This window comes from Pseudomonas sp. ERMR1:02 (genome assembly GCF_002277815.1).
Taxonomy (GTDB): Bacteria; Pseudomonadota; Gammaproteobacteria; order Pseudomonadales; family Pseudomonadaceae; genus Aquipseudomonas.
Map to the genome: position 1 here is coordinate 133,284 of NZ_NKJI01000010.1, position 22,249 is coordinate 155,532.

At 59.1% G+C, this 22,249-nt stretch carries 20 protein-coding genes and 2 pseudogenes; 6 read left to right on the forward strand and 16 right to left on the reverse strand.

The window, feature by feature from the left end; all coding sequences use genetic code 11:
- The 12 genes and pseudogenes from CES87_RS18870 to CES87_RS18925 form a co-directional block, all read right to left on the reverse strand.
- Positions 1-1,667, reverse strand: a pseudogene (locus tag CES87_RS18870) (GMC family oxidoreductase).
- 83 nt (positions 1,668-1,750) lie between these two features.
- Positions 1,751-2,386 (reverse strand): TetR/AcrR family transcriptional regulator, encoded by a 636-nt coding sequence (locus CES87_RS18875; RefSeq protein ID WP_128607356.1) that lies wholly within the window; start codon positions 2,384-2,386, stop codon positions 1,751-1,753.
- 77 nt (positions 2,387-2,463) lie between these two features.
- Positions 2,464-3,987 (reverse strand): CoA-acylating methylmalonate-semialdehyde dehydrogenase, encoded by a 1,524-nt coding sequence (locus CES87_RS18880; RefSeq protein WP_128607298.1) that lies wholly within the window; start codon positions 3,985-3,987, stop codon positions 2,464-2,466.
- Between the two features lie 286 nt (positions 3,988-4,273).
- Positions 4,274-4,792 (reverse strand): hypothetical protein, encoded by a 519-nt coding sequence (locus CES87_RS18885; RefSeq protein WP_256590975.1) that lies wholly within the window; start codon positions 4,790-4,792, stop codon positions 4,274-4,276.
- Between the two features lie 180 nt (positions 4,793-4,972).
- Positions 4,973-6,298, reverse strand: coding sequence for an LLM class flavin-dependent oxidoreductase (locus CES87_RS18890; protein ID WP_128607299.1), 1,326 nt, complete (start codon positions 6,296-6,298; stop codon positions 4,973-4,975).
- A 53-nt stretch (positions 6,299-6,351) separates the two neighbouring features.
- Positions 6,352-7,308, reverse strand: a complete 957-nt coding sequence (locus tag CES87_RS18895; RefSeq protein ID WP_128607300.1) for an ABC transporter substrate-binding protein — start codon at positions 7,306-7,308, stop codon at positions 6,352-6,354.
- Between the two features lie 288 nt (positions 7,309-7,596).
- A complete protein-coding gene (gene metC, locus CES87_RS18900) occupies positions 7,597-10,353 on the reverse strand; it encodes a cystathionine beta-lyase (protein WP_128607301.1) in 2,757 nt (918 codons plus the stop codon).
- Positions 10,354-10,441: 88 nt separating this feature from the next.
- Positions 10,442-11,038, reverse strand: a complete 597-nt coding sequence (locus CES87_RS18905) for a cysteine dioxygenase (protein ID WP_128607302.1) — start codon at positions 11,036-11,038, stop codon at positions 10,442-10,444.
- 17 nt (positions 11,039-11,055) lie between these two features.
- On the reverse strand, positions 11,056-11,892 hold the full coding sequence (locus CES87_RS18910; protein ID WP_128607303.1) for an amino acid ABC transporter ATP-binding protein: 837 nt from the start codon (positions 11,890-11,892) through the stop codon (positions 11,056-11,058).
- Positions 11,879-12,667 carry an amino acid ABC transporter permease gene (locus CES87_RS18915; protein WP_128607304.1) on the reverse strand — a complete coding sequence of 263 codons (789 nt, stop codon included), beginning with the start codon at positions 12,665-12,667 and terminating at the stop codon, positions 11,879-11,881. Before CES87_RS18915 ends, CES87_RS18910 begins: the two co-directional genes overlap by 14 nt.
- Positions 12,657-13,391 (reverse strand): amino acid ABC transporter permease, encoded by a 735-nt coding sequence (locus CES87_RS18920; RefSeq protein ID WP_128607305.1) that lies wholly within the window; start codon positions 13,389-13,391, stop codon positions 12,657-12,659. The genes CES87_RS18915 and CES87_RS18920 overlap by 11 nt, the downstream gene beginning before the upstream one ends.
- A gap of 91 nt (positions 13,392-13,482) precedes the next feature.
- Complete coding sequence (locus CES87_RS18925; RefSeq protein WP_128607306.1) at positions 13,483-14,325, reverse strand: transporter substrate-binding domain-containing protein; 843 nt, start codon at positions 14,323-14,325, stop codon at positions 13,483-13,485.
- Positions 14,326-14,578: 253 nt separating this feature from the next.
- Between CES87_RS18925 and CES87_RS18930 the strand changes: the two genes are divergently transcribed.
- Positions 14,579-15,439 carry a LysR substrate-binding domain-containing protein gene (locus tag CES87_RS18930; protein ID WP_128607307.1) on the forward strand — a complete coding sequence of 287 codons (861 nt, stop codon included), beginning with the start codon at positions 14,579-14,581 and terminating at the stop codon, positions 15,437-15,439.
- A gap of 165 nt (positions 15,440-15,604) precedes the next feature.
- Here CES87_RS18930 and CES87_RS18935 read toward each other — a convergent pair.
- The 4 genes and pseudogenes from CES87_RS18935 to CES87_RS18950 form a co-directional block, all read right to left on the reverse strand.
- A pseudogene (locus tag CES87_RS18935) lies at positions 15,605-16,275 on the reverse strand (methionine ABC transporter permease).
- A complete protein-coding gene (locus CES87_RS18940; protein ID WP_128607308.1) occupies positions 16,272-17,249 on the reverse strand; it encodes a methionine ABC transporter ATP-binding protein in 978 nt (325 codons plus the stop codon). Before CES87_RS18940 ends, CES87_RS18935 begins: the two are co-directional and overlap by 4 nt.
- A complete protein-coding gene (locus CES87_RS18945; RefSeq protein WP_128607309.1) occupies positions 17,246-18,070 on the reverse strand; it encodes a MetQ/NlpA family ABC transporter substrate-binding protein in 825 nt (274 codons plus the stop codon). Before CES87_RS18945 ends, CES87_RS18940 begins: the two co-directional genes overlap by 4 nt.
- 28 nt (positions 18,071-18,098) lie before the next feature.
- Positions 18,099-19,136 (reverse strand): isopenicillin N synthase family oxygenase, encoded by a 1,038-nt coding sequence (locus CES87_RS18950; RefSeq protein ID WP_128607310.1) that lies wholly within the window; start codon positions 19,134-19,136, stop codon positions 18,099-18,101.
- 560 nt (positions 19,137-19,696) lie between these two features.
- Between CES87_RS18950 and CES87_RS18955 the strand changes: the two genes are divergently transcribed.
- The 5 genes from CES87_RS18955 to CES87_RS18965 all read left to right on the forward strand — a co-directional run bounded on the left by CES87_RS18955 (position 19,697) and on the right by CES87_RS18965 (position 22,129).
- Complete coding sequence (locus tag CES87_RS18955) at positions 19,697-20,080, forward strand: VOC family protein (protein WP_128607311.1); 384 nt, start codon at positions 19,697-19,699, stop codon at positions 20,078-20,080.
- Positions 20,081-20,345: 265 nt separating this feature from the next.
- Positions 20,346-20,564, forward strand: a complete 219-nt coding sequence (locus CES87_RS32650) for a hypothetical protein (protein WP_218196333.1) — start codon at positions 20,346-20,348, stop codon at positions 20,562-20,564.
- A gap of 68 nt (positions 20,565-20,632) precedes the next feature.
- Positions 20,633-20,824, forward strand: coding sequence for a hypothetical protein (locus tag CES87_RS34415; RefSeq protein ID WP_371858230.1), 192 nt, complete (start codon positions 20,633-20,635; stop codon positions 20,822-20,824).
- Entirely contained in the window at positions 20,739-21,458 is a 720-nt protein-coding gene (locus CES87_RS32660; RefSeq protein ID WP_256590977.1) for an amidohydrolase family protein, read from the forward strand. Before CES87_RS34415 ends, CES87_RS32660 begins: the two co-directional genes overlap by 86 nt.
- A gap of 257 nt (positions 21,459-21,715) precedes the next feature.
- Positions 21,716-22,129: a cupin domain-containing protein gene (locus tag CES87_RS18965; protein ID WP_128607312.1), complete on the forward strand. Its 414-nt coding sequence runs from the start codon at positions 21,716-21,718 to the stop codon at positions 22,127-22,129.
- Positions 22,130-22,249 lie beyond the last annotated feature (120 nt).

The window sequence follows — 22,249 nt, forward strand, 5'->3', positions numbered from 1 at the left end:
TTAGTTGCCAGCGATGATCCAGCGCGCCGCTTTCTCGGCGATCATCAGGGTCGGACTGTTGGTGTTGCCGCCCGTGATGGTCGGCATGATGCTCGCGTCGACGACCCGCAGACCCTGGATGCCGTGTACGCGCAGATGACTGTCGACGACGGCCATCGGATCGGACGCCTTGCCCATTTTTGCCGTGCCTACTGGATGAAAAATTGTCGAGCCAATGTCGCCTGCCAGGCGTGCCAGTTGTTCATCGGTCTGGTACTGAACGCCCGGTTTGTATTCTTCCGGGACGAAGTGCGCCATCGCCGGCTGTGAGGCGATGCGCCGTGTCACACGCAGCGAATCAGCCGCCACGCGACGGTCTTCGTCGGTGCTCAGGTAGTCGGGGGCAATGATTGGAGCGTCGCGAAAATCCGCGCTGCGAATCGATACCGTGCCGCGACTGGTCGGGTGGATGTTGCAGACGCTGGCGGTAATGGCGGGGAACGTGTGTAGCGGTTGTCCGAACGCTTCCAGGCTCAACGGTTGTACGTGGTACTGCAGATTGGGCTGGATATAGGATTCATCACTGCTGGTGAAAATACCCAACTGCGAAGGCGCCATACTCATCGGCCCACTGCGTTTGAGTGCGTACTCAAGGGCGATAGCGGCCTTGCCCATGAGCGTGGTCGCCTTGGTGTTCAGGGTCGACGCACCGTGCACCTTGTAGACCGAACGGATCTGCAAATGGTCCTGCAGGTTTGCACCCACGCCGGGTAAATGCCGCACCACCGCAATCTGGTGATCGTTCAGCAAGGCGGCATCGCCGATACCTGAAGCTGCAGCAACTGCGGACTGCCGATGGCGCCGGCGCTGAGCACCACCTCACGGTTGGCCCGGACTTTACGGTGCCCGCCTTCGTGAATCAGTTCGACGCCGCAACACACTTGCTGCCCGTCTTCACGCTGTTCAAACCGCAGGCGAGAGACTTGCGCACCGGTCCAGACAGTCAGGTTCGGGCGTTGTTTGAGGATCGGCCTGAGAAACGCCTTGGATGCGTTCCAGCGCCAGCCGCTGCGCTGATTGACGTCAAAGTAACCAACACCGCGGTTGTCACCGCCGTTGAAGTCATCGGTTGCCGCAATGCCTGCCTGCTTTGCCGCTTCTGCAAAGGCATCAAGGATGTCCCAGCGCAGCCGTTGTTTTTCAACGCGCCATTCGCCGCCGTTGCTGTGCAAGGTTCGAAAGCGTGCGGCCTGGCTGTCTTCGCCCTCGCTTATCGCCGCATCGAGGCGATAGTGGTCCTCGTGGGCACGGAAGTCCTTCAGGCAGGTTTCCCAATTCCACTCTTCATCGCCGGTGACTTGTGCCCAGTGCTCGTAGTCTTGAGCCTGGCCGCGCATGTAGATCATGCCGTTGATGCTTGAGCTTCCGCCCAGTGTCTTGCCCCGTGGATAGAGCAATTCACGGCCGTTGAGTCCGGCCGATGGCGCGGTTCGGAACCGCCAGTCGGTACGGGGGTTATCGATGCAATACAGATAGCCCACGGGAATGTGAATCCACGGATAGTTGTCCGGGCCGCCGGCCTCAAGGAGCAACACGCGGTGGTTCGGATCGGCGCTGAGCCGGTTGGCCAGCAAGCAACCGGCCGTGCCGGCACCGATGATGATGTAGTCGAAAGTTGGCTCACTCATTGGGACGCCTCACTTCTTACGAACGATGCACAGGCCGCAATATTAATTAGACCGATCGTATATTAAAGGTGAAAAAAAAGAGCCTAAGACCCAAGGCTCGTCAAAAACAGATCTGCAAATACCCGTAACGGCTCCCCGTTGCGTTCAAGCTTGGCGCGCAGAACAGCACCTTCCCAGCCAATCCAGAAAAACGCCGCCCAGCGCGCGCAATCCGCATCGCTGGAAATTTCACCGGTTGCCTTGGCTTCCTCCAGGCAGCGCTCGAACCGGGCCTGCCAATCCAGTAGTACATCGGTAAGCTGTGCACGAAAGGATTCCGGCAGTGCTCCCATCTCCTGTCCCAAATTACCGACGAGGCAACCTCGTTGGAAATCGAACCGCTGCATGCCGCGCTCTGCTTCCTCACAAAAGGCTTCGATGCGTTTGAGCGGTGTCAGACTTTCGTCGAGCAGGAACCGATCAAGCTTGCGCACGAAATAGCGGGCGTAAAGCGTGATCAACTCACTGCCGTAAGCTTCCTTGCTCGCGAAGAAATGATAGAACGAGCCTTTGGGCACGCCGACTGACTTGAGGATTTCGTCAATGCCAGTGGCTGAAAACCCCTTCTCCGTCAAGGCGGCGACGCCGGCTCGGCACAGGGTCTCACGTGTTTCCCGGAAGTCGCCTGCGACTTTCGCCGGGCGACCACGCTTGCGAGGGGTAGCAGTAATATTCGTCATGCGCCGATTATTAGACTGATCGTCTTTATTAATCAACTGATTTATCACGCCTGCATCCCCTCATCGAAACGGCAGTTTTATTTCGCAGTCGGCATCGCGAACTCGGCACCTTTGCCGATGCTTTCCGGCCAGCGCTGCATGATGGATTTTTGCTTGGTATAGAACCGTACGCCTTCCTCTCCGTAAGCATGCATGTCACCAAACAGGCTCTTTTTCCAGCCGCCAAAGCCTTGCCAGGCCATGGGTACCGGGATCGGCACGTTGATGCCTACCATGCCGACCTGGATGCGACGGCTGAATTCGCGCGCCACGTTGCCATCGCGGGTGAAGCAGGCCACGCCGTTGCCGAATTCGTGGTCGTTGACCAACTGCACGGCGGTGGCGAAATCAGGCACGCGCATGCAGGCCAGCACCGGGCCAAAAATTTCTTCTTTGTAGATACGCATGTCCGGGGTGACGTGGTCGAACAGTGTGCCGCCCATCCAGAAGCCTTCCTCGCAACCTTCGCCGGCGTCTGCGCTGTTGAAGTTACGACCATCAACCAGCAATTGCGCGCCTTCGTTGATGCCTTGCTCGATATAGCCGGTGATACGGGCATGGGCGGCCGGCGTGACGATCGGGCCCATTTCAGCAGCCAGGTTGCTACCGTTGAGGACCTTCAGCGCTTTGGTACGCTCCAGCAGTTTTGGCATGACTTTGTCAGCCACATCGCCCACCAGCACCGCTACCGAGATCGCCATGCAGCGCTCGCCTGCCGAGCCATAGCCCGCGCCGATCAGTGCATCAACCACCTGATCGACGTCAGCGTCAGGCATGACCACCATGTGGTTCTTCGCGCCGCCCAGGGCCTGCACGCGCTTGCCGTGGCGAGCGCCGGTCTCGTAGATGTAATTGGCGATTGGCGTGGAGCCGACGAAGGACACCGCTTTCACATCAGGGTGTACCAGCAAGGCATCAACAGCCTCTTTGTCGCCTTGCACCACGTTGAACACGCCGTCAGGCAGACCGGCCTGTTTCAGCAAGTCAGCCATGAACAGGCTGGCGCTAGGGTCGGTTGGGCTTGGCTTGAGAATGAAGGTGTTGCCCGCCGCGATTGCGACCGGGAACATCCACATCGGGACCATCACCGGAAAGTTGAAAGGCGTGATGCCTGCGACGACACCCAATGGTTGACGCAGCGTCCAGTTGTCCATGTTAGTGGACACCTGATCGGAGAAGTCGCCCTTGAGCAACTGCGGAATGCCACAAGAGAACTCGACGATGTCGATACCCCGGGCCACTTCGCCCTGGGCATCGGTGAAGACCTTGCCATGTTCGGCAGTGATCAGGTGCGCCAGCGCGTCTTTGTTCTGGTTCAACAGCTCCAGAAACTTGAACAATACCCGGGCGCGACGAATGGGTGGCGTGTTCGACCAGGCAGGAAAGGCAGCCTCGGCAGAAGCCACTGCGGCGTCTACGTCCTGCTGGTTCCCCAGTCGTACATGGCGACTGACAGCGCCGGTGGCCGGGTTGTAAATGGGTTGAGTGCGCACACCGCTGCCGGCGACATGGGCGCCGTGGATGTACTGGGCAATTTCTTTGTTGTCGCTAGCATCGGTCATGACAGGTCTCGCTGCGGTGAATGAATTTGAACTTCACCCCCAGAGTAAGCAGCGGTTATAGCCCTGACTACGGCAAAAACCTGAATTGATTGTTTGCTGTGGCGAACAATCGACACTTCAAATGCTGTACGCAATTCCCTTGTAGGAGCAAAGCTTTGCTCCTACAAGCGAGCCTGCTCGCGAAAAACGTCCGTCAACGCGATCATTCAGAAAGGACGCGTCATCGTTGACGTCCATCGCGAGCAAGCTGCGCTCCTACAGGGGCGGGGCAACGGCAACGCGAGGCTTACGCGCTCTTTGCCTGTAAAAGTTCACGGGCAGCAGTGTGGCGATTGACTGGCACCGGCAGCCCCAGATGACCGGGCAAGGTGCTGTGGCTGTATTCGTTGCGGAACAAGCCGCGCTCGCGCAGCAGCGGCAGGACTTCGTCGGTGAAGCGGGCGAATTCGCCTGGCGCGCCGACGCGGATGTTGAAACCATCGACGGCCCCTTCGACAAACCAGCGTTCGATCTCGTCGGCGACGGTTTTCGGCGAGCCGACAAAATTCGAAAACGGCGCGGCGAAACGCAAGGCTGTCTGGCGTAGCGTCAGCCCGTGGTCACGAGCGACGCGCTTGATGTGTTCGGCATAGCCGCGATAACCATTGCTGCCCAGATCGCCCAGGTCCGGGAAGATATGACCAAAGAGAATTTCACAGCGGATTTTTATGGGATTAGCTTTAATCGGGTCAGTTAAGCAAACACTGTAGGAGCTGGCTTGCCAGCGATGGTCGCTAACGATTACGCGTATAGATTGGTTATCCATGTCGCTCTGGCGGTCTTCGCTGGCAAGCCAGCTCCTACGAAGGGCCGCTCATCTCTTTAACTGATCGGTATTTATACCTGGAGCATGCCTTTTATGACGAACACCCCGGCACACGCCGCCGGCCGCTGCCGACAAGCCACGACAAAAGCTCTAATGTCACAAACCCGTTCGGTCGTGCGGCTAACCTCCCCGACGGAATCGAGGAATGTCCAGCCCCAGGCTTTCGCGCAAGGTCGTACCTTCGTAAGCCGTGCGATAAACCCCGCGCTCTTGCAACAGCGGTATGACCTCTTTGGTAAAGCGGCCGAACTGTCCTGGGTGGCCGATGTAGATGTTGAAACCATCCAGCGCCCGAGCCTCAAACCAGTCAGCCATCTTTTGTGCAACCGTCTGCGCTGATCCAACGAAGGCACCCGGACGCAGCTGCCGTCCGAACTCTACGGCTTTACGCAGGGTGAATCTTTTCTCACGCGCCTGGTCGGCGATACGCTTGGCGTTGGTAAAGAAGCTGCTGCGCGCAAACTCCAGACTCTCCTGAGGGAATGGAGCATCAAGGTCGTACTGACTGAAATCGTGCCACCCGAAGTTGCGACCGAACTCCTTCAACGCCAGCGCAAAGCTGTGGTCGGCCTGATGGTAGTGCTGCTCGATCTCACGGGCATGATCGTCGCTGTCACCGACATAGATCTCGGCACCCGGCAGCACCAGCAGTTGCTCCGGATCGCGGCCAAGGCGCGCCGCCCTGCCCTTGATATCGCGGTAAAAGGCCTGGCCCTGCTCGATGCTGGCCGCATGGGTGAAAATCACATCGGCAGTGGCGGCGCCCAGGTCGCGCCCCTGCTCGGAATCGCCGGCCTGGAAGATCACAGGCTGGCCCTGGGGCGAACGCTGAATGTTCAGCGGGCCGACCACGGAAAAGTGCTCGCCCTTGTGATTGAGGGTGTGCAGCTTGCTGGCGTCGAGGAACTGCCCCGTCGCCCTGTTGCGCACGAATGCATCCTCTTCATAGGAATTCCACAGCCTCTGGACAACCTGGACGTGTTCCTGCGCCCGCTCGTAGCGAGTGTCGTAATCGTAGTGCTCGTCGCGACTGTAATTGCCGGCGGTGCCAGCATCTCCACTGGTGACGACGTTCCAGCCCGCGCGGCCCTTGCTGATCAGGTCGAGCGATGCCAGGCGCCGCGCCACGTTATAGGGCGAGTTGTAGGAAGTCGTCAGCGTGCCGACGAGTCCCAGATGACGCGTGCTGACCGCAAGCGCCGAGAGCAGCGTCAGCGGCTCCAGGCGATTGAGGTAATGTGAAGGCGACCCCGGGGTGATGAACTGGCTGTCGACGATGAACATCAGGTCGAACAATGCCGCCTCCGCCTGGCGCGCGATGTCGATGTACCAATCGATGTTGACGCTGGCATCTGCCGGTAACTCAGGGTCAAGCCACAGGTTATGCCTGCCGGGCCCGCCGCAGCCCATTGTCAGGGCGCCCAGCTTGATCTGTCTCTTGCTCATGTCCGAAGTACTCCTTGTCAATCTGGGAAGCTGTGACTGTCAGCCAAACGCCTTTACGGCAGCGCCTGGGCAGAGGCCGGCTGTAAGGACGCCGCGAATGAATTGTCGAACAGGCTTGCAGCGGGATAGGACTTGATGAGGCCTAGTCCGGCGAAGAAGTCCACGGTCTTTTGCGCCTCGACAGTCGCTTGTGGGCTCAATGGCTCAATGCTGGTTCGGGCTCGGGCAAACCAGAAGCGCGCAATGTCACCGTCGGCCCGTGTGCGTTTGGCCCAGGCATCTGCATATGCCTGGGTATTGGCGGGACTTTGCAGCGTCCACTCACGGGCTTTCTTCAACCGCTGGAGAAAATCATTGATCTGCGTGCGCTTGGCGTCGACCGCCTTGGCGTTGGCTGCAACAAAGCTCTGTGCTGGAATCAAGCCTTCAGCAGTGGCCAACACCCGCGCACCCTGCCGTTCCTGCTGGGTGACGTAGGGTTCCCAGGTAGCGATGACGTCCACTGATCCACCATCCAGCGCGTGGGAGGCATCGAGCGCGCTGAGGTAGCGCAAGTCCAGCGAATCCCGTGGCACAGCCGCTTTATCCAGCGCGGTCAGCAGCAATTGCTGGCTCCACGAGCCTTTCCAGAGGGCGGCGCGCTTGCCGCGAAGATCCGCAAGACTGTGGATGGCGGAGTCCTTGCGGACCAGAATGGCCACGCCACCCAGGTTCTGTCGACCCACGGCAATGATCTTGATAGGTGCGCCCAAGGCGCCAAGGAAAAGCGCTGGCGCATCTCCGAGCAGCCCGATATCCAGACTGCCGACGTTCAGTGCCTCGGCGACTGGCGAGCCTGCAGTGAATTGCTTCCACTCAAGGGTATAAGGCAAATCGTCAAGCACACCGGCCGCTTCCATCACGGCCTGGGCATTGTAACTTTGGTCACCGACCACCAGCGTTTGCGCGTTTGCAGCGAGGCACAGCAATGCGGCGGCCATGCCGACCGCCAATTTCGTCAGGTAACGCACGTTCGTCTCCAGATGCCTTTTCAGGCAGTTTGGGTCGATCCGCACGCGCGGTCTCGTTGCTGTTTTCAGGGAAAGGACAAGACCGATGGGGGTCCATTCGTAGGCCGAAGCTTTCAAGCGACTGAATTCGACGACGGCCTCTTTTATCAAGATAAAACGGTAGCCGTGTCACGTAAAATACTGATTACGCATAACCTAATTCATTATAAATGCGTGACATTTATAATATTTTGCTACGTCAGTTAGGCCCCCTGTCGGTTTTTCCCCCTGCTCACCATTCACCGATCTTTATTCCAGAGCGGCAAACCCCCGCTGTAAATCCTCAATCAATGCCCCGACATCCTCTAGCCCGATGTGTAGCCGCAGTACCGGATTCAACAGGCGATCCGAGGCACTGTTGCGATCCGACGTGTCAGCAAGCGTAATCAGGCTTTCGTAGCCACCCCAGGAAGCCCCCAGACCAAACACCTGCAGCGCGTCGATGAAGCGCTCGACGCAGGTGACGTCGGCATCGTGCAGTTCGAAGGAAAGCAAACCGTTGCTGCCAGTGAAGTCCCGTCGCCACAACGCGTGATGGGGGTGATCGGGCAGCGCTGGGTGGAACACGCGTTTCACCTGCGGTTGCGCTTGTAGCCAGTGAGCGATTTCCAGGGCCTGGCGCTCGTGCACCTCCAGGCGTGGCGCCAGTGTTCGTGCGCCGCGCAGCACCAGCCAGGCGTCGTCGGGACTGACGGCGATGCCAAAGGTGTCGCTCATGGACGCCAACGGTTGCCAGACCTTTTGCCGGGTACAGACGCTGCCCATGACCACATCACTGTGACCGCACAAGTACTTGGTCAACGCCATGATCGAGATGTCCGCGCCCAGGGTCAGTGGCCGGTACAGGTAGCCCGAACCCCAGGTGTTGTCCACGGCCAGCAGGATGCCCCGTGGTTTACACAGCGCGGCAATGGCCGGCAAGTCGCTGAGCTCATACAGCAGCGAGCCGGGCACTTCGGTGTAGACCATTTTGGTGTTGGCTTGCAGTTGCGCCTGCAAGTCGCTGCCATCAGGCGCGAAGTAGCTTACTTGAATGTCGAACGGCTCAAGCAGCTCCCGGGCCAGACGCCGCACGGGCGCGTACACCGCGTCGGTGATCAGCACATGATCGCCGGGTCGCAGATAAGCCAGGAACGTCTGCGCCACCGCTGCCAACCCGGTGCCGAACAGACGGGTGCGGTGACCGCCCTCCAGTTCCGTCACCAGATCTTCCAGGGCGAACGCCGTCGGGTTGCCCCGGGCGCCATAGCTCAGAACGCGCTCGCTATCACGGCGAGCACGGGCATCGCGCATCTGCGCCAGGTTGTCGAACAGCACCGTGCTCAATCGACTGACCGGCAGGTTGACTCCCCGGCTGCCACTGCCCTTTTCAGCACGCGCCGCGTGCACCAGACGGGTACGGACCCGCGCATCACGAACCGCTTGAGGCTGCACGCGCAGTGGTTTGAGACTGGCGATTTCGTCTGCGCTCATTTGCGCCAACAAGCCAATTTCCCAGGCCAGGTACTGACGCGCCGCGTCCTTGTTGCCGGAGTGACGATCATGGGTAAAGAACAGAAAGTCGATGCACTGTTGATCGGGCGGTGTGTTGGCACCCTCTTGCACTGCAAACCCCGCCGCACGCCAGGCGTCGATACCGCCTTCCAGCAAGCGGGTTTGTGCGCGCTGAGTGTCGGGTAATTCCTGCGCGGCGAAAGCCGCCAACCGCGGGTCATCGGCCAGCAGCACCAGAGGTCTCTGCTCACCGTGAAGCTCATTGACCAGCAACGAACGGATCGACCAGCGCGAGTCGGCGATATGCGCTTTGCGGTAGCTCATGCTCGGGCGCAGATCAACCAGTGCCACCGCGTTATCCTTCAGCGCATCGGTCAAGGCTTGTGCGGTGATCAAAGGCAACGTCTCGTGCACTGTCGTCTCCCGCGCGGGTAACGCCAGACCACTGCTCACTCCTCCCGCCAGCACATAAGCCTCATGCCCCAGCTGCCGAAGCCAACTGGCAACGATCGGCGCGCGCACGCCGTCGCTGTCGATCAACACCAGCCGTGCCTGACGCACGCCGATGTACAGATCGGTGGATTGAATCAACTGCCCACCCGGTGTGTGTTGCGCACCCGGCAGACTGCCGGCGGCAAACTCCTCGGCGGTGCGCACATCGCATAGAAACAGGCTGCGTGCGTCCTCCCCGGCCCAGCGCTCTACCTGCGCGGCCACAACGGTTTTTACCCCGGTCTGTTCGGCCAGTTGCTCCGCCGCGAGGCGTTGTTGCGGCAAGTTCTTCGATGACACTTCATCGGCATAGCGACGGGTGCTGCCATGTTCCAGCTGGAAGTCTTCCAGGTACCAGCCCTGCGTACCGTTCTCCAGGGCGTAGACCGGGTTTTTCACACCCAGATTGATCAGCGTCTGGGCACCGATAATGCTGCGGGTTCGACCGGCACAATTGACCACGATCGGCGTGCTGTCGTCCGGCACCAGGTCTTGTACGCGATAGCCCAGTTCGCCATTCGGGCAACAGACAGAACCGGGAATGGTCATCTTGCGATACTCATCGAACGGCCGACCGTCCAGCACCACCAGAGGCTCGCCCTCGTGCTGCCATTGCGCGAGCTGTTGCGCAGTGACATGCGGCGTGTGACTGGCCTCTTCCACCAACTCACCAAAGGCCTTGGACGGCACATGCACGCCGGAAAACAGCTGATAACCGGCGGCCTGCCAGCCATCGGCACCGCCCTCGAGCACCTGCACGCGGCTGTACCCCAAGGCTTGAAGACGCTCGGCGCAGCGTGCCGCGACATCCCCGCCATTCTGGTCATAGATCACCAGCCGCACCTGAGGGTTTGGCGCCAGGCGCCGAACCTCCAGCTCCAGTCGGCTGTAGGGCAGGTTTACCCCGAAAAACAGATGGGCTTCGCCATACTGGCCGTGTTCGCGTACGTCAAACAGGGCAATTTCCTGCCCGTCGAACAGCCACTGCTGCAATTGCCCTGGGGTTACGGTCTGGCTCATGGGAGTCCCGCTAAAAAAATTTATTGAAGCGCCAGAGAGCGCTCATTGGCCGCGACTTCATTGCCGGTGGGCCAGTCACCCAGATCGATCATGCGTAGGCCTTGATCGACGGCTCCATTTGCGAGGCGTTGTAATTGAGAATGCACCCGTCTGCCTCGACACCGTAGCGGCCATTGAGCGATTCCAGCGGCAGGCCGTAGAGATGAAAATGCAGGGTCGCCTGCTTGCCTTCGACGCGAATGCCGTGCAGGTCCTCACCCAGAAAGGAGATCGACGTGCCGGGTTGCACGATCACTTCCCGTTCCAGATGCAGCGTGGTGAAACCAGGCTCGCGACCTTCGTCATCACGGCGGTAAACGTAGTTGATCTCCTGGCCTTCGACGGCACTGATGATCGCCCAGGTTTCGTGGTTGTGGGGGATGGTGCTTTTGCCGGGCAACAACGAGTTCAGGTACAGCGTCGGCGTGTCGCCGTCGTCATTGAGACGGTAGCGGAACGCCGTGCTGCCCTGCCCCGGCACCGGTGCCGGGAACTCGTCGAAATTGAACAGATCACGGCGCTCTGCCAGGGCTTCGAGCAAGGCAACGATTTCCGTCAGCGCGGCGCGGTCGACGCCACGTTGGTTGATGGTGCGGATTTTCTTCAGGAAATCCTCGATGACGACTTCACGGTTAACGGTACTCATGAACAGGCTCCTCGGTATTAGACGGACAGGCTGTAGCGACCCAGATTGCTCAGCAAATACGGATCGTTGGATATGGCGAGACGGCGTCCCGGATCACCCACTGCGTGGCGCAGAAACGCTTGGGTGCGTTCACTGGTCGGGTGCTGAAAAATCTGAGCGGCGCTGCCGTGCTCGACGATCACGCCGTTTTCGGTGAAGTAGACGATGTCGCTGATTTCTTCGGCGAAACGCATTTCGTGAGTGACCAACACGCAGGTCATGCCTTCTTCGGTCAACTCGCGAATCACCGTCAGCACCTCGCCGACGGTTTCCGGGTCAAGGGCCGAGGTCACCTCATCGAACAGAATCAGTTCCGGGCGCATCGCTAGCGCCCGGGCAATCGCTACCCGCTGTTGCTGGCCGCCGGACAATTGCCCCGGAAAGGCGTTGGCCTTGTGCTCCATCCGCACTTTGGCCAATAACGCGCGGGCCTGTTTTTCGGCCTCGATACGGCTTTGCCCCAACACCTTGCGCGGCGCAATCACCAGGTTTTCCAGCACCGACAAATGCGGGAACAGGTTGTACTGCTGGAAGACAAACCCCACGCGCTTGCGCAACTCGATGCGCTGGGCTTCCTGGGCCAGGGTGTGCACCTCGGTGGCGCCGACGCGGATGGTGCCGCGCTGCGGCTGCAACAGCCCGGTGATGCAGCGCAGGATGGTCGATTTACCGGAGCCGGACGGGCCGATGATCGAAACAGCCTGGCCGCGGTGCACGTCAAGGTCGATGCCCTTGAGCACCGCATTGCTGCCAAACGAAAGATGCAGGTCGCGCAGGCTGACCAGAGGCTCGGCGACGGTTTCAGTAGAAGGCATAACGTCGCTCCAGGCGTTGGGTGAGTCGGGAAATCGGGTAGCAATAAGCGAAGAACAGCACCAGCAGGCTCAGGTAAATCACCACGGTGAAGCCAGTCATGTTGACGGTGTTGCTGGCGATCTGTGCGGTGTCGATCACATCGTGTACGCCCACCAAAGAGGCCAGCGCTGTGCCCATGGTGATCACCGCATACAGGTTCATCCACGGCGGCAACATGCGCTTGAAGCACTGCGGCAGGATGATCGAGCGGAAAATCTGCCCGCGGGTGAAGGCCAGCGAACGTGCTGCTTCCCATTGGGTGCTCGGGATCGAAGCAATGGCGCCACGAAAGATTTCCGCGACGTTGGCACTCGCCGGCAGGGCCAGGCCGATCGTCACCTTGACCCAGTCCGGGAACGAAACATAAGTGCTGCCGATGCGGATCTCGAACGGGAACACGTAGGTGGTGAAATAGATCAGCACCAGCCACGGCGCATTGCGGAAGATCTGCACCCAGATCTTTGCCGGCAGGCGCAGCACTCGCACCGGCGACAACCCCATTGCCCCCACCAGCAACCCCAGCAGCGAACCCAGTGCGATAGCGACCAGACTGATCAGAATGTTCTGGCCAAAGCCTGCGGCCAGGGCCGGTGACCATTGCAGCAGCGCCTTGAGCACCGAACTGTGCGGGGTGAACCACACCAGCCACAGCACGGCGCAGAGCAACAACAAAAGCTTGCCGACATGCCGACGCGGCCAGGCCACCGGCGCAACAACGGACGATTCAATGGCCATAACCGGGCATCCTCAGGCGCGCTTCAAGGTAGCGCCCCACACAATTGACGATGAAACTCAGCAGACCGAAAAAGCTCAGGATCAGGATCATCAGTTCCAGCACGTTGTCGCTCTGGGTCCAGATCATGATTGCCGCATAGGTGATGTCGCCAACCGCAATGGCCGAGGCCACGGCAGTCATCTTCACCAGATCGATCAGGTTGTTGATCAATGACGGCAAGGCAAAGCGCATGGCCAACGGCAGTTGCACGTTCCACAACAACTGACGGCTGTTGAACGCCAGGGAACTGGCCGCCTCCATCGTCACCGCCGGCACGGCCTCGATGCCGGCGCGCAAGGCCTCGGCATGAAAGGCGCCCTTGTGCAGCGATATCACGATCACCACCCACGCAAACGGTGTCAGCGGATTTGCCGCGCCGACGGCCTGGGTCAACAGCATGTTCAGCACCAGGAACGCGCAATACAGCTGCACCAGCGTCGGCGTATTGCGGGTGACTTCCACAAACACCCGCGCAGGCTTCGCCAACCAGGGTTTACCTGAGGTCAGCATCGCCGCCAAACCCACACCCGCCAGCAAACTGCCGACGATGGTGAACAGGCACAACAGCACCGTGGTCAACGCGCCCTGCTCCAGGGTTCCACGTTGATAAGCGTCCAGCAGAAAGTTGTAATTCAGACCGAAACCAGCGGTCCGGTGAACGAACATCTCCAGCCACTGGCTCATGCTTCACCCCGCAAATATCGGTTCATGCACGACTACCTTGTACGACCGCCGAACTCGTCGACGGTCGGTTGAAAACGACGAGATGAACTGATCAGGCGCCGTTGGCCTGGAACCGTTTCTGCAATTCCACCAAGGCCGGTGACGCGGGGGTGATGTGGTTGCGGGTCTGGGCTTCGATCAGCCAGCCGCTGCGGTGCAGTTCCTTGACGATGGGGTCAAGCCGGGCCTGGGTATCGCGTTCGCCAGGTCGGGTCCAGATCACCGAAGGGGCCGGGTTGAGTTCCGGGCTGAGCGCACGATAGCCCTGCCATTCGGCGTTCTCGGCAATCAGCGGGTTGATCAGCGTGGCGTCGTGCACCGCCGCTACGCAGTTGTTGCCACGCAGCGCGAGCAAGGATTCGGACGAGCTCTTGAAGGCCTTGATCTCAACGCCCAATTCGGTGAGCGGTTTGATGTAGCTGCTGCCCTGGGAGGTGCAGACAGGCTGGTTTTTCAAGTCTTCCCAACGGGTGATCTTGCTGTCCTTCAACACCGCTGCAGTTCCGCCCACACGGTAGAAGGGTGTCGGCACAAACCCGAGGATCTCCCCGCGTTCGGCAGTCCATTCCATGTTGGCGATTAGCAAATCGACTTTGCCCTGCTGCAAGAACTGCACACGGTTGGCAGGCAATACCGGCACCAGCTGAACCTCGGCGCCCAATTGCCGGCCCAGCTCCTGAGCGAGGTCGACGTTCAAGCCGCGAGGTTTTTGTGTGGTGGGATCAATCCCGCCAAAGGGACCGCCGGACAGCAGAACACCGACCACCAGCGCATGGCGTTGCTCGATCTTGTCCAGGGTCGCATCAGCGTGAGCCGCTGTACTCGCCGCCAGGGAGATCAAGGCGCCCAACATCGCAGGCAATAATCGTTTAACAGGTGAGCGTTGAATCAACATGGATTTCCCCAAATGGATGATCGGCGTAACCCCGACCTTCTGTGTGGGCATCCTAGGTAGTGTGCTGGAGTAACGGAAATTCAAATATCTAATATCGTTATAACTTCGCGTGTCTCCCTTCCAACTTAACTCCTTGATACCCAGTAATCACTGGCATTTATCCCTGTGAAATCAGAAATTCGACAGAAATACATAAACGAATGTAATGTTAATGTTTGCCGTATTGATGTAAAAACAGCTACCGGAAATGGCCATGTCAGCATCACCAACCCTCGACCTTGAATTGCTGCGCACCTTTATTGCCGTGGTGGATCACCACAGCTTTGCCCAGGCCGGCGCGCAACTCGACCGCACGCAATCGTCGGTCACCCAACACATGCAGCGCCTTGAGCAAATCGTCGGTGTGAGCCTGTTCGAGAAGCGCGGCAGGCAAAAGCAGCTCACCGAAGCGGGCCTGCAGCTTCTGCGTCATGCGCGGCAAATGCTCTCGCTGAACGATGACGCCCTCAACTCCCTGCGTGAAAGCAGCTTGAGCGGCGTGTTACGCATCGGCTCGCCCCATGACATCGCCGACACCATCCTGCCACCAATGCTCAGCCACATCGCCCGCTCGGCCCCTCGTTTGCGCCTGGAGATCGATGTCGGTCGCAGCCCGTTCCTGATGGACGATCTGCACCGGGGCAAGGTCGACATGGTGATTTCCACTCGGGCCGACCCGACCCTTGAAGGTTTTGCCTTGCGCACTTCCCCGGTGTGGTGGATTTGCTCGGCCCAATACATCCACACCCCCGGCGAACCGTTGCCGCTGATTCTGGTGGACGAACCAAGCATCTATCGTCGCTATGCACTGGAGGCGCTGGAACGCGCCAACATTGCCTGGCGCCAGGCGTATCTGGCCTCGAACCTGATCGGCATCAAAGCAGCGACGCGAGCAGGCCTGGGCGTTACGCCCCGCAGCATGGAAATGCTCGGCCCGGACATGCGCGTACTCGGCGAAAACGACGGCCTGCCACGACTGCCGGATGTGACCTATTACCTGTGGATTCGGCCCAACACCGTGAACCCGCTGGTACGCCGGGCCTATGAACTGATCAGAAGCAGTCAGGGTTTGTGAATCTACCGGGCATACCGGGACTGAAACACCCGTAACTGTAGGAGCGAGCTCGCTCGCGATGGACTCAAGGCTGACGCGTTTTTTTCAGAAAGCACGCGACATCGTTAACATCCATCGCGAGCAGGCTCGCTCCTACAGGGGTCGGGTCTACCCGCAAAATCGCAATCAACGACGGTGAGCAAGAGAGCGTACCAACCGATCGCCAAGGCTTTGCACGCTCTGCACCAGAATCACCAGCACCACCACCGTGGCAACCATCACCTGGTTGTTGAAACGCTGGTAGCCGTAGCGAATCGCCAGATCTCCCAGTCCCCCCCACCAATGACCCCGGCCATGGATGAAAATCCGATCAGCATTACCAGCGTCAACGTGATGCCTGCGAGCAATGCAGGCAGCGCTTCGGGCAGCAATACCTTGAAAATCACGTGCCAAATATCACCACCCATGGCGAGGATCGCTTCGATCCGGCCCTTGTCGACTTCGTCCAGTGCGTTTTCGACTATTCGGGCAAAGAACGGAAAGGCACCGATGGTGATGGGCACTACGGCGGCCGTGCTGCCCAACGTTGTGCCAACCACCAGCCGTGTCAGCGGAATCAAGGCGATCAGCATCACCACAAATGGCAGCGAGCGACCAAGGTTGACCAGCCCTCCCAGCGCTTTGTTGAGCCGCGGCATCGGGTACAGGCCACCACTGCGACTGACGAACAGCAATACGCCCAAGGGCAAGCCGATCAGCAAGGTGAAGAACCCCGCCAGCGCGACCATGTACAGGGTTTCTCCGGTTGCATTGAGCACCAGTTGAAAGATCTCGTTCCAGTCGATTATCCGGTTCATGAGCGCTCTACCCTGACGCCACGCTGCTTGAGGAAAGCCACGACCTGCGACAATTTCGGCTCAACGTGGGAATGACGCAATGCCACGCGCAAACGCCCAACCTTCTGCCCGCCGATAGACTCGACGCCACTGGCCAGCAGATCCAGCTCCACGCCCTGCTGCGCCAGCTCGTTGAGCACAGGAGTCGCCAGCAGGTTGTCGAAAAAGCTCAGTTCCAGCGCCTGGTTATCGTGGCCCAAAGGCGTGCTGTACCCCGGCAGCAGTGAACGACCCAGGCGCGAATCGGGGTTGGCCAACAACCGGGCAATCGGCCCGGCCTCGACCAACCGGCCATGAGCCAGCGAAGCCGCGTGATCACAAATGGACTTGACCACGTCGAGCTCGTGAGTGATCAGCACGATGGTCAGCCCCAACTGGCGATTGATATCGCGCAGCAACTCAAGCGTCGAGGCGGTGGTTTGCGGATCCAGGGCGCTGGTGGCTTCATCCGACAGCAGATAAGCCGGCCGCGCCGCCAAGGCTCGGGCAATGCCTACCCGTTGTTTCTGTCCACCGGACAATTGCGAGGGAAACGCCCGTGCCTTGTCGCTCAGGCCCACCAGATCCAGCAGCTCTCTTACTCGAGAATGACGCTGCTCTTTACTGATGCGGGCGATTTCCAGCGGCACGGCGACGTTGTCGAAAACATTACGCGAGTGCAGCAGGTTGAACCCTTGAAAGATCATGCCGATGCGCTGGCGTTGTCGGCGCAGTTCCAGGTCGGACAGCGCCGTCAGGTCCTCGCCGTCCAGCAGGATTCGTCCGGCACTGGGTCGTTCGAGCAGGTTGAGGCAACGCAGCAGCGTCGATTTACCCGCACCGCTGCGCCCCACAATTCCGTAGATCGCGCCATCGGGAATGCTCAGGGAAATTTGATCCAGCGCAGGTGACTGCGCTGACGCGTAGGTTTTGCTCAACCGCTCGACGACGATCATGGCTTGCTGGCCGCCACGGTCACCGGGATGACCGGGATGACCGAACCCGAGAAATTGTCGGTGATGAACTTGGCGACTTCAGGCGACGTCAGGTCTTTTGCCAGCTGTTTGATCCGTGGATCGTCCTGCAATTTTGGCGTGGTCACCAGGATATTGGCGTACGGGTTGTGCTCGGCTTTTTCCAGGCCCAGCGCATCTTTGGCTGGCACCAGACCGGCCTCCAGCGCGTAGTTGCCGTTGATCACCGCCAGGTCGACGTCATCCAGCGCACGGGGAATCTGCGGCGATTCGATTTCGAGGATCTTCAGCTGTTTCGGGTTTTCGGCGATGTCCTTCGGTGTTGCCTGATCCTTGGCTGGATCATTGAAGCCGGCCTTGAGTTTGATCAGGCCGTTGTCCTGCAACAGGTACAGCGCCCGACTCAGGTTGGTGACATTGTTGGGCACCGCTACCGTGCCCTTGTCCGGCACCTGGGCGAAGCTCTTGTGGCGATGGGAATAGATGCCCAGCGGCTCGATGTGGACGGTCGCCGCCACCGCGAGTTTTTCACCAAGGGCCTGTTCCTGGGACTTCAGGTACGGCAGGTGCTGGAAGTAATTGGCATCGACGTCGCCATGCACCAACAGTTCATTGGAGTTCACGCCGTTGGGGATCTCGATGACCTTGAGATTCAACTGCGGGTCGATCTTCTGAACGTACGCCAGAATCTGTGCATGGGGCACAGGGTCCGCCGCCACTCGTAGCGGCTCCAGGGCCAAGGCGTTGAAAGAAGTTACCAGAGAGCCCAGCACGGCCAGGGTCAATCCTGTTTTCTTGAACATGTTCGTAATCCTTGATCGAGTGATGGGGTCAGGCGCTGAGTGCCTGGGGAATTAGTGCGTCGGCGTAGTAACGCTGGGCTACGTCGGGATGGGAGCGCAGGCGGCCCTTGAGGTAGTTCCAGCCCACGTCACGAAACAAAGGGTTGTCCGGATCACTGGCTGGCCCCCGCGCCTCGCGCAGCAATGCCGTGGGCAACGGGTACAGTGGCACCGTCGCGTCCAGTTGCGCCCCGAGGAAAAACGCGATCGACAAACGCTCGATGCCCTTGGGCGGCGACACCACCCGATGCACCGTGGCGCGCAGATAACCGTTGGTTGCCAGCTCCAGCAGCTCGCCGATGTTCACCACCAGGGTGTTGTCCCGAGGCAACGCGTCGATCCAACGCCCCTCCTCGATCTCGACCTGCAGGCCGGCCTGCTGGTCTTGCAGTAGAAAGCTGAGAAAACCCGAATCCTTGTGCGCCCCCACACCTTGATGACTCGCGTCTGGCGCCTGCCCCGGATAGCGCATCAATTTGATGTGTTCATTAGGCTTGTCGCCGTACAACCGGTCGAAAGCCTCCCGCGGCAGCGACAGCGCCTCGGCAAAGGCGCGCAACAGGCGCAGCGACATGCCGGTCATGGCCTGTTGCCAATCCAGCAGCAAAGGCTTGAGCGCCGGCAACGCGACGGGCCACTGATTGGGACCTTGCAGCCGCGCCCAGTGCGGGCTGTGCTGATCCTGCGGTAAAACCTCCCGCTCGGCGCCCAGGTCGAACTGCTCGCGCAAATCCGGCTTGCCACGTGTGATCTCCGAAGCGGCACGGTTGTAACCACGGAAATGCGGTGAGTTGATCATGCCGACCGCTGCTTTCTCGCTGTCCGGCAATGCAAAGAATTGACGGGCGTTATCCTGAACCTGTTTCAACACATCAGTGTCGATGCCATGGCCGGTCAGGTAGAAAAAACCGACGTCCCGCGCGGCGTGGCGCAGCTCGTCAAGAAACCCTTGGCGCTGTGCCGGCGTTCCGTCCAGCAATGACAGATCCAGAGTCGGTAAGGTGGTGATGTCCTGTGCGTACGGCATGGTTCACTCCATGAAACTGAACGGAATCTGGTGATGCGTGCTTGAAGCTAAACGATCTTAAAAACCGATAACAAATACCTTTTTGGCATTAGCTTAGGTTCGCTTCAAGGGATTCCATCGCTTGACGACTATTGTCTGTTCGCTGTTCAGGCACCCTATTGGCAACGAACTAAACCGCAGACTTTTAGTTGTTTGCGGGTACAACTTACGTTAACGCGTCCTCTCTGAATGTTCGCGTTGCCTGGACGTTTTTCGCGAGCAAGCATCGCTCCTACAGTCGAACGAGTACATCCACGAAATCAGATTGGCTGTCAGGCCGTCTTCGCGAGCAGGCTCGCTCTCACAGTTAGATCGCAGGCACGCCCGCAACCAGGTCACCTTCCAGGTTGCCCGGGTTACAGCCATATCATTTTCTATGCGCTACTCACATCGGATTAATGCAGATACATCACTGTAATTTCACATGAGCGAGGCACATTCTTGGCGCCAGCTTCCACGCTGCTGCAACGGCGGAACTGCAACGCAAACCCACCTCGTTACTACCCAAGAGAGCTATGAAAATGAGTGTCTTTACTCACGTTACAGTCGGCACCAATGACTTGGAAAAAGCCCGCAATTTCTACGACAACGTACTGGGCAAACTTGGCCATAAACGTATCGCTGATCTCGCAGACAATGGTTCGATCTGGGGCGTGAACGCACCGTCTTTTTTCGTTTTGAAACCGGCTGACGGCGCACCTGCCAGCGTCGGTAACGGTGTGACCGTCAGTTTCGAGGCACCGACGCGTGCCGCAATCGACGCTTTTCATGCCGCAGCATTGGCCGCTGGCGGTACGTGTGAAGGCCTCCCAGGGCCACGTGGCTGGGCACCGGATGCCTACGCTGCATACGCCCGTGATCTGGACGGTAACAAACTGGCTGCCTATTGCTTCAAACCCGCTTAAGCCCGGTATGGGGCTGGCCTTGATCGGGCTGGCCTCATCAAACATTCGATAATTGATCTCAATGTTCACCCACTCAATATATTTCAGTGCTGCTTGAATTCAGCAGTCTGATAGGCACTTCGCTGTACAGGCGTTTTCTATAAAACAATAAGAATCAAAACCCTGAGGCCTCTAATGAAGAAGCGTCCCCTGTTGGGTCTATTTGTATGTTTCCGCTGAATCTATTTTGAAGGGAAACCCCTGCGTTCAAAACAAGAGGTCTTACATGAAAAATTTTTCAGTAAAGTGCATTGCGTTGGCTGTAACACTCTCATCGTTAGCATTAACGGCTCAAGCCAACACGGTCTACATCCACGCCGGCCGCCTGGTGGATGTCGAGCGAGGCAAAGTTCTGACCGATCAACGCATCAAGGTTGAGGGCGATCGGATAGTCGCCGTGGAGCCGTGGAGCCGTGGAGTGCACCGGCGGCCGATAGCAAAGTGATCGATTGGTCGACCAGAACCGTGTTGCCGGGCCTGATCGATATGCACACGCACATCTCCGATTGGGACATGACCAACAACGTGGCCGAACCGCTCCTGCACTCCCCGCAAGACGTCGCGCTGATGGGCGCCAAACACGCCTATCAAACCTTGCGCGCGGGTTTCACAACCGTGCATGACCTTGGCACCTACCGGGCTTTTGCATGGCGTGGACACCATCAAGATGATGGGGACCGGCTCGGTGCTGGCCGAAGGGACTGAACCGGGCCAAATGGAAATGACCGAAGAAGAAATGCGCGTGGTGGTACAGCAAGCCAAGGTTCACAAAAGCTATGCCACCGTGCATGCCCATGGTGCGGAAGGAATCAAGGCCGCTATCCGCGCCGGCGTCAGATCGGTTGAGCACGCTTCGCTGCTGGATGACGAAGGCATCAAATTGGCGAAAGACAACGGCACCTACCTGGTGATGGACATCTATAACGGTGACTACATCGATGAAGTCGGTCGCAAGGAAAACTGGCCGGAGAGTTACTTGCGCAAGAACACCGAAACCACCGACGTACAGCGTCAGGCATTTCGCAAAGCGGTCAAGGCCGGGGTGAAGATTGCCTACGGGACCGACGCCGGTGTCTATCCAATTGGCACGAATGCCAAGCAATTCGCCTACATGGTGAAGTATGGAATGACGCCAATGCAGGCGATCCAATCCGCTACTGTGGTCGCCGCCGACTTACTCAATTGGCAGCAGGATGTCGGCGCTGTCAGTGCGGGTCGCTACGCCGACATGATCGCCGTCGACGGGGATCCGATTGCTGATATTTCGATTCTTGAAACCCTCCCCGTAGTGATGAAAGGTGGAGTGATTGTGCCTCCTGATGTGCTGCCCGGCCTGTAAGTGGATTAAGACGCATCCTCCTGTAGGAGCGATGCTTGCTCGCGATGGACGTCAACGATAACGCGTCCGGTCTGGAGGATCGCGTTGCCCTGACGTTTTCGCGAGCCAGCTGCGTTTCTCCTGGACAACAGTGCTTTGCAGGCCAACGAATCATAGCGCTGTCGAGTTGCGCTGATGGGTAAGCAGGCGCAAATTGATGCGGCAATGACCGAACCCGGGCGCATGCCCCCATCCCTTTTCATTTGAAAGGAGTGACCATGATCCTCAAGCGCGTAGGCTCACAGCCATCGATTAAGGGCCCTGAACAGTTCTTCACCGGCTCCGTCCGCATGGACCCGCTCAATTCCCCACCTGAGCCGGCTCGGGTTTCCGTCGTCAGCGTTACGTTTGAACCCGGCGCACGCAGCGCCTGGCATACCCACCCGCTGGGTCAAACGCTGATTGTCACCGCCGGCTGCGGCTGGACGCAGTGTGAAGGCGAGCCCATCGTGGAAATTCGCGCCGGTGATGTCATCTGGTGCCCACCTGGCCACAAGCACTGGCACGGCGCCGCGGCTACCACCTCCATGACCCACATCGGGGTTCAGGAAGCGTTGAACGGTGTGAGTGTCGTGTGGATGGAAAAGGTCACCGACGAAGAATATAACGTCGGTCCACCTGCTGCCTTGTAGGAGCCGAGCTTGCTCGCGATGGACGTGAACGATAGCGCGTTAAACCAGATGCCCGGCGGCGCCCTCAGATTTTTCGCGAGCGAGCTCGCTCCTACAGTAGTGCGCAATTAGTTGAAATAG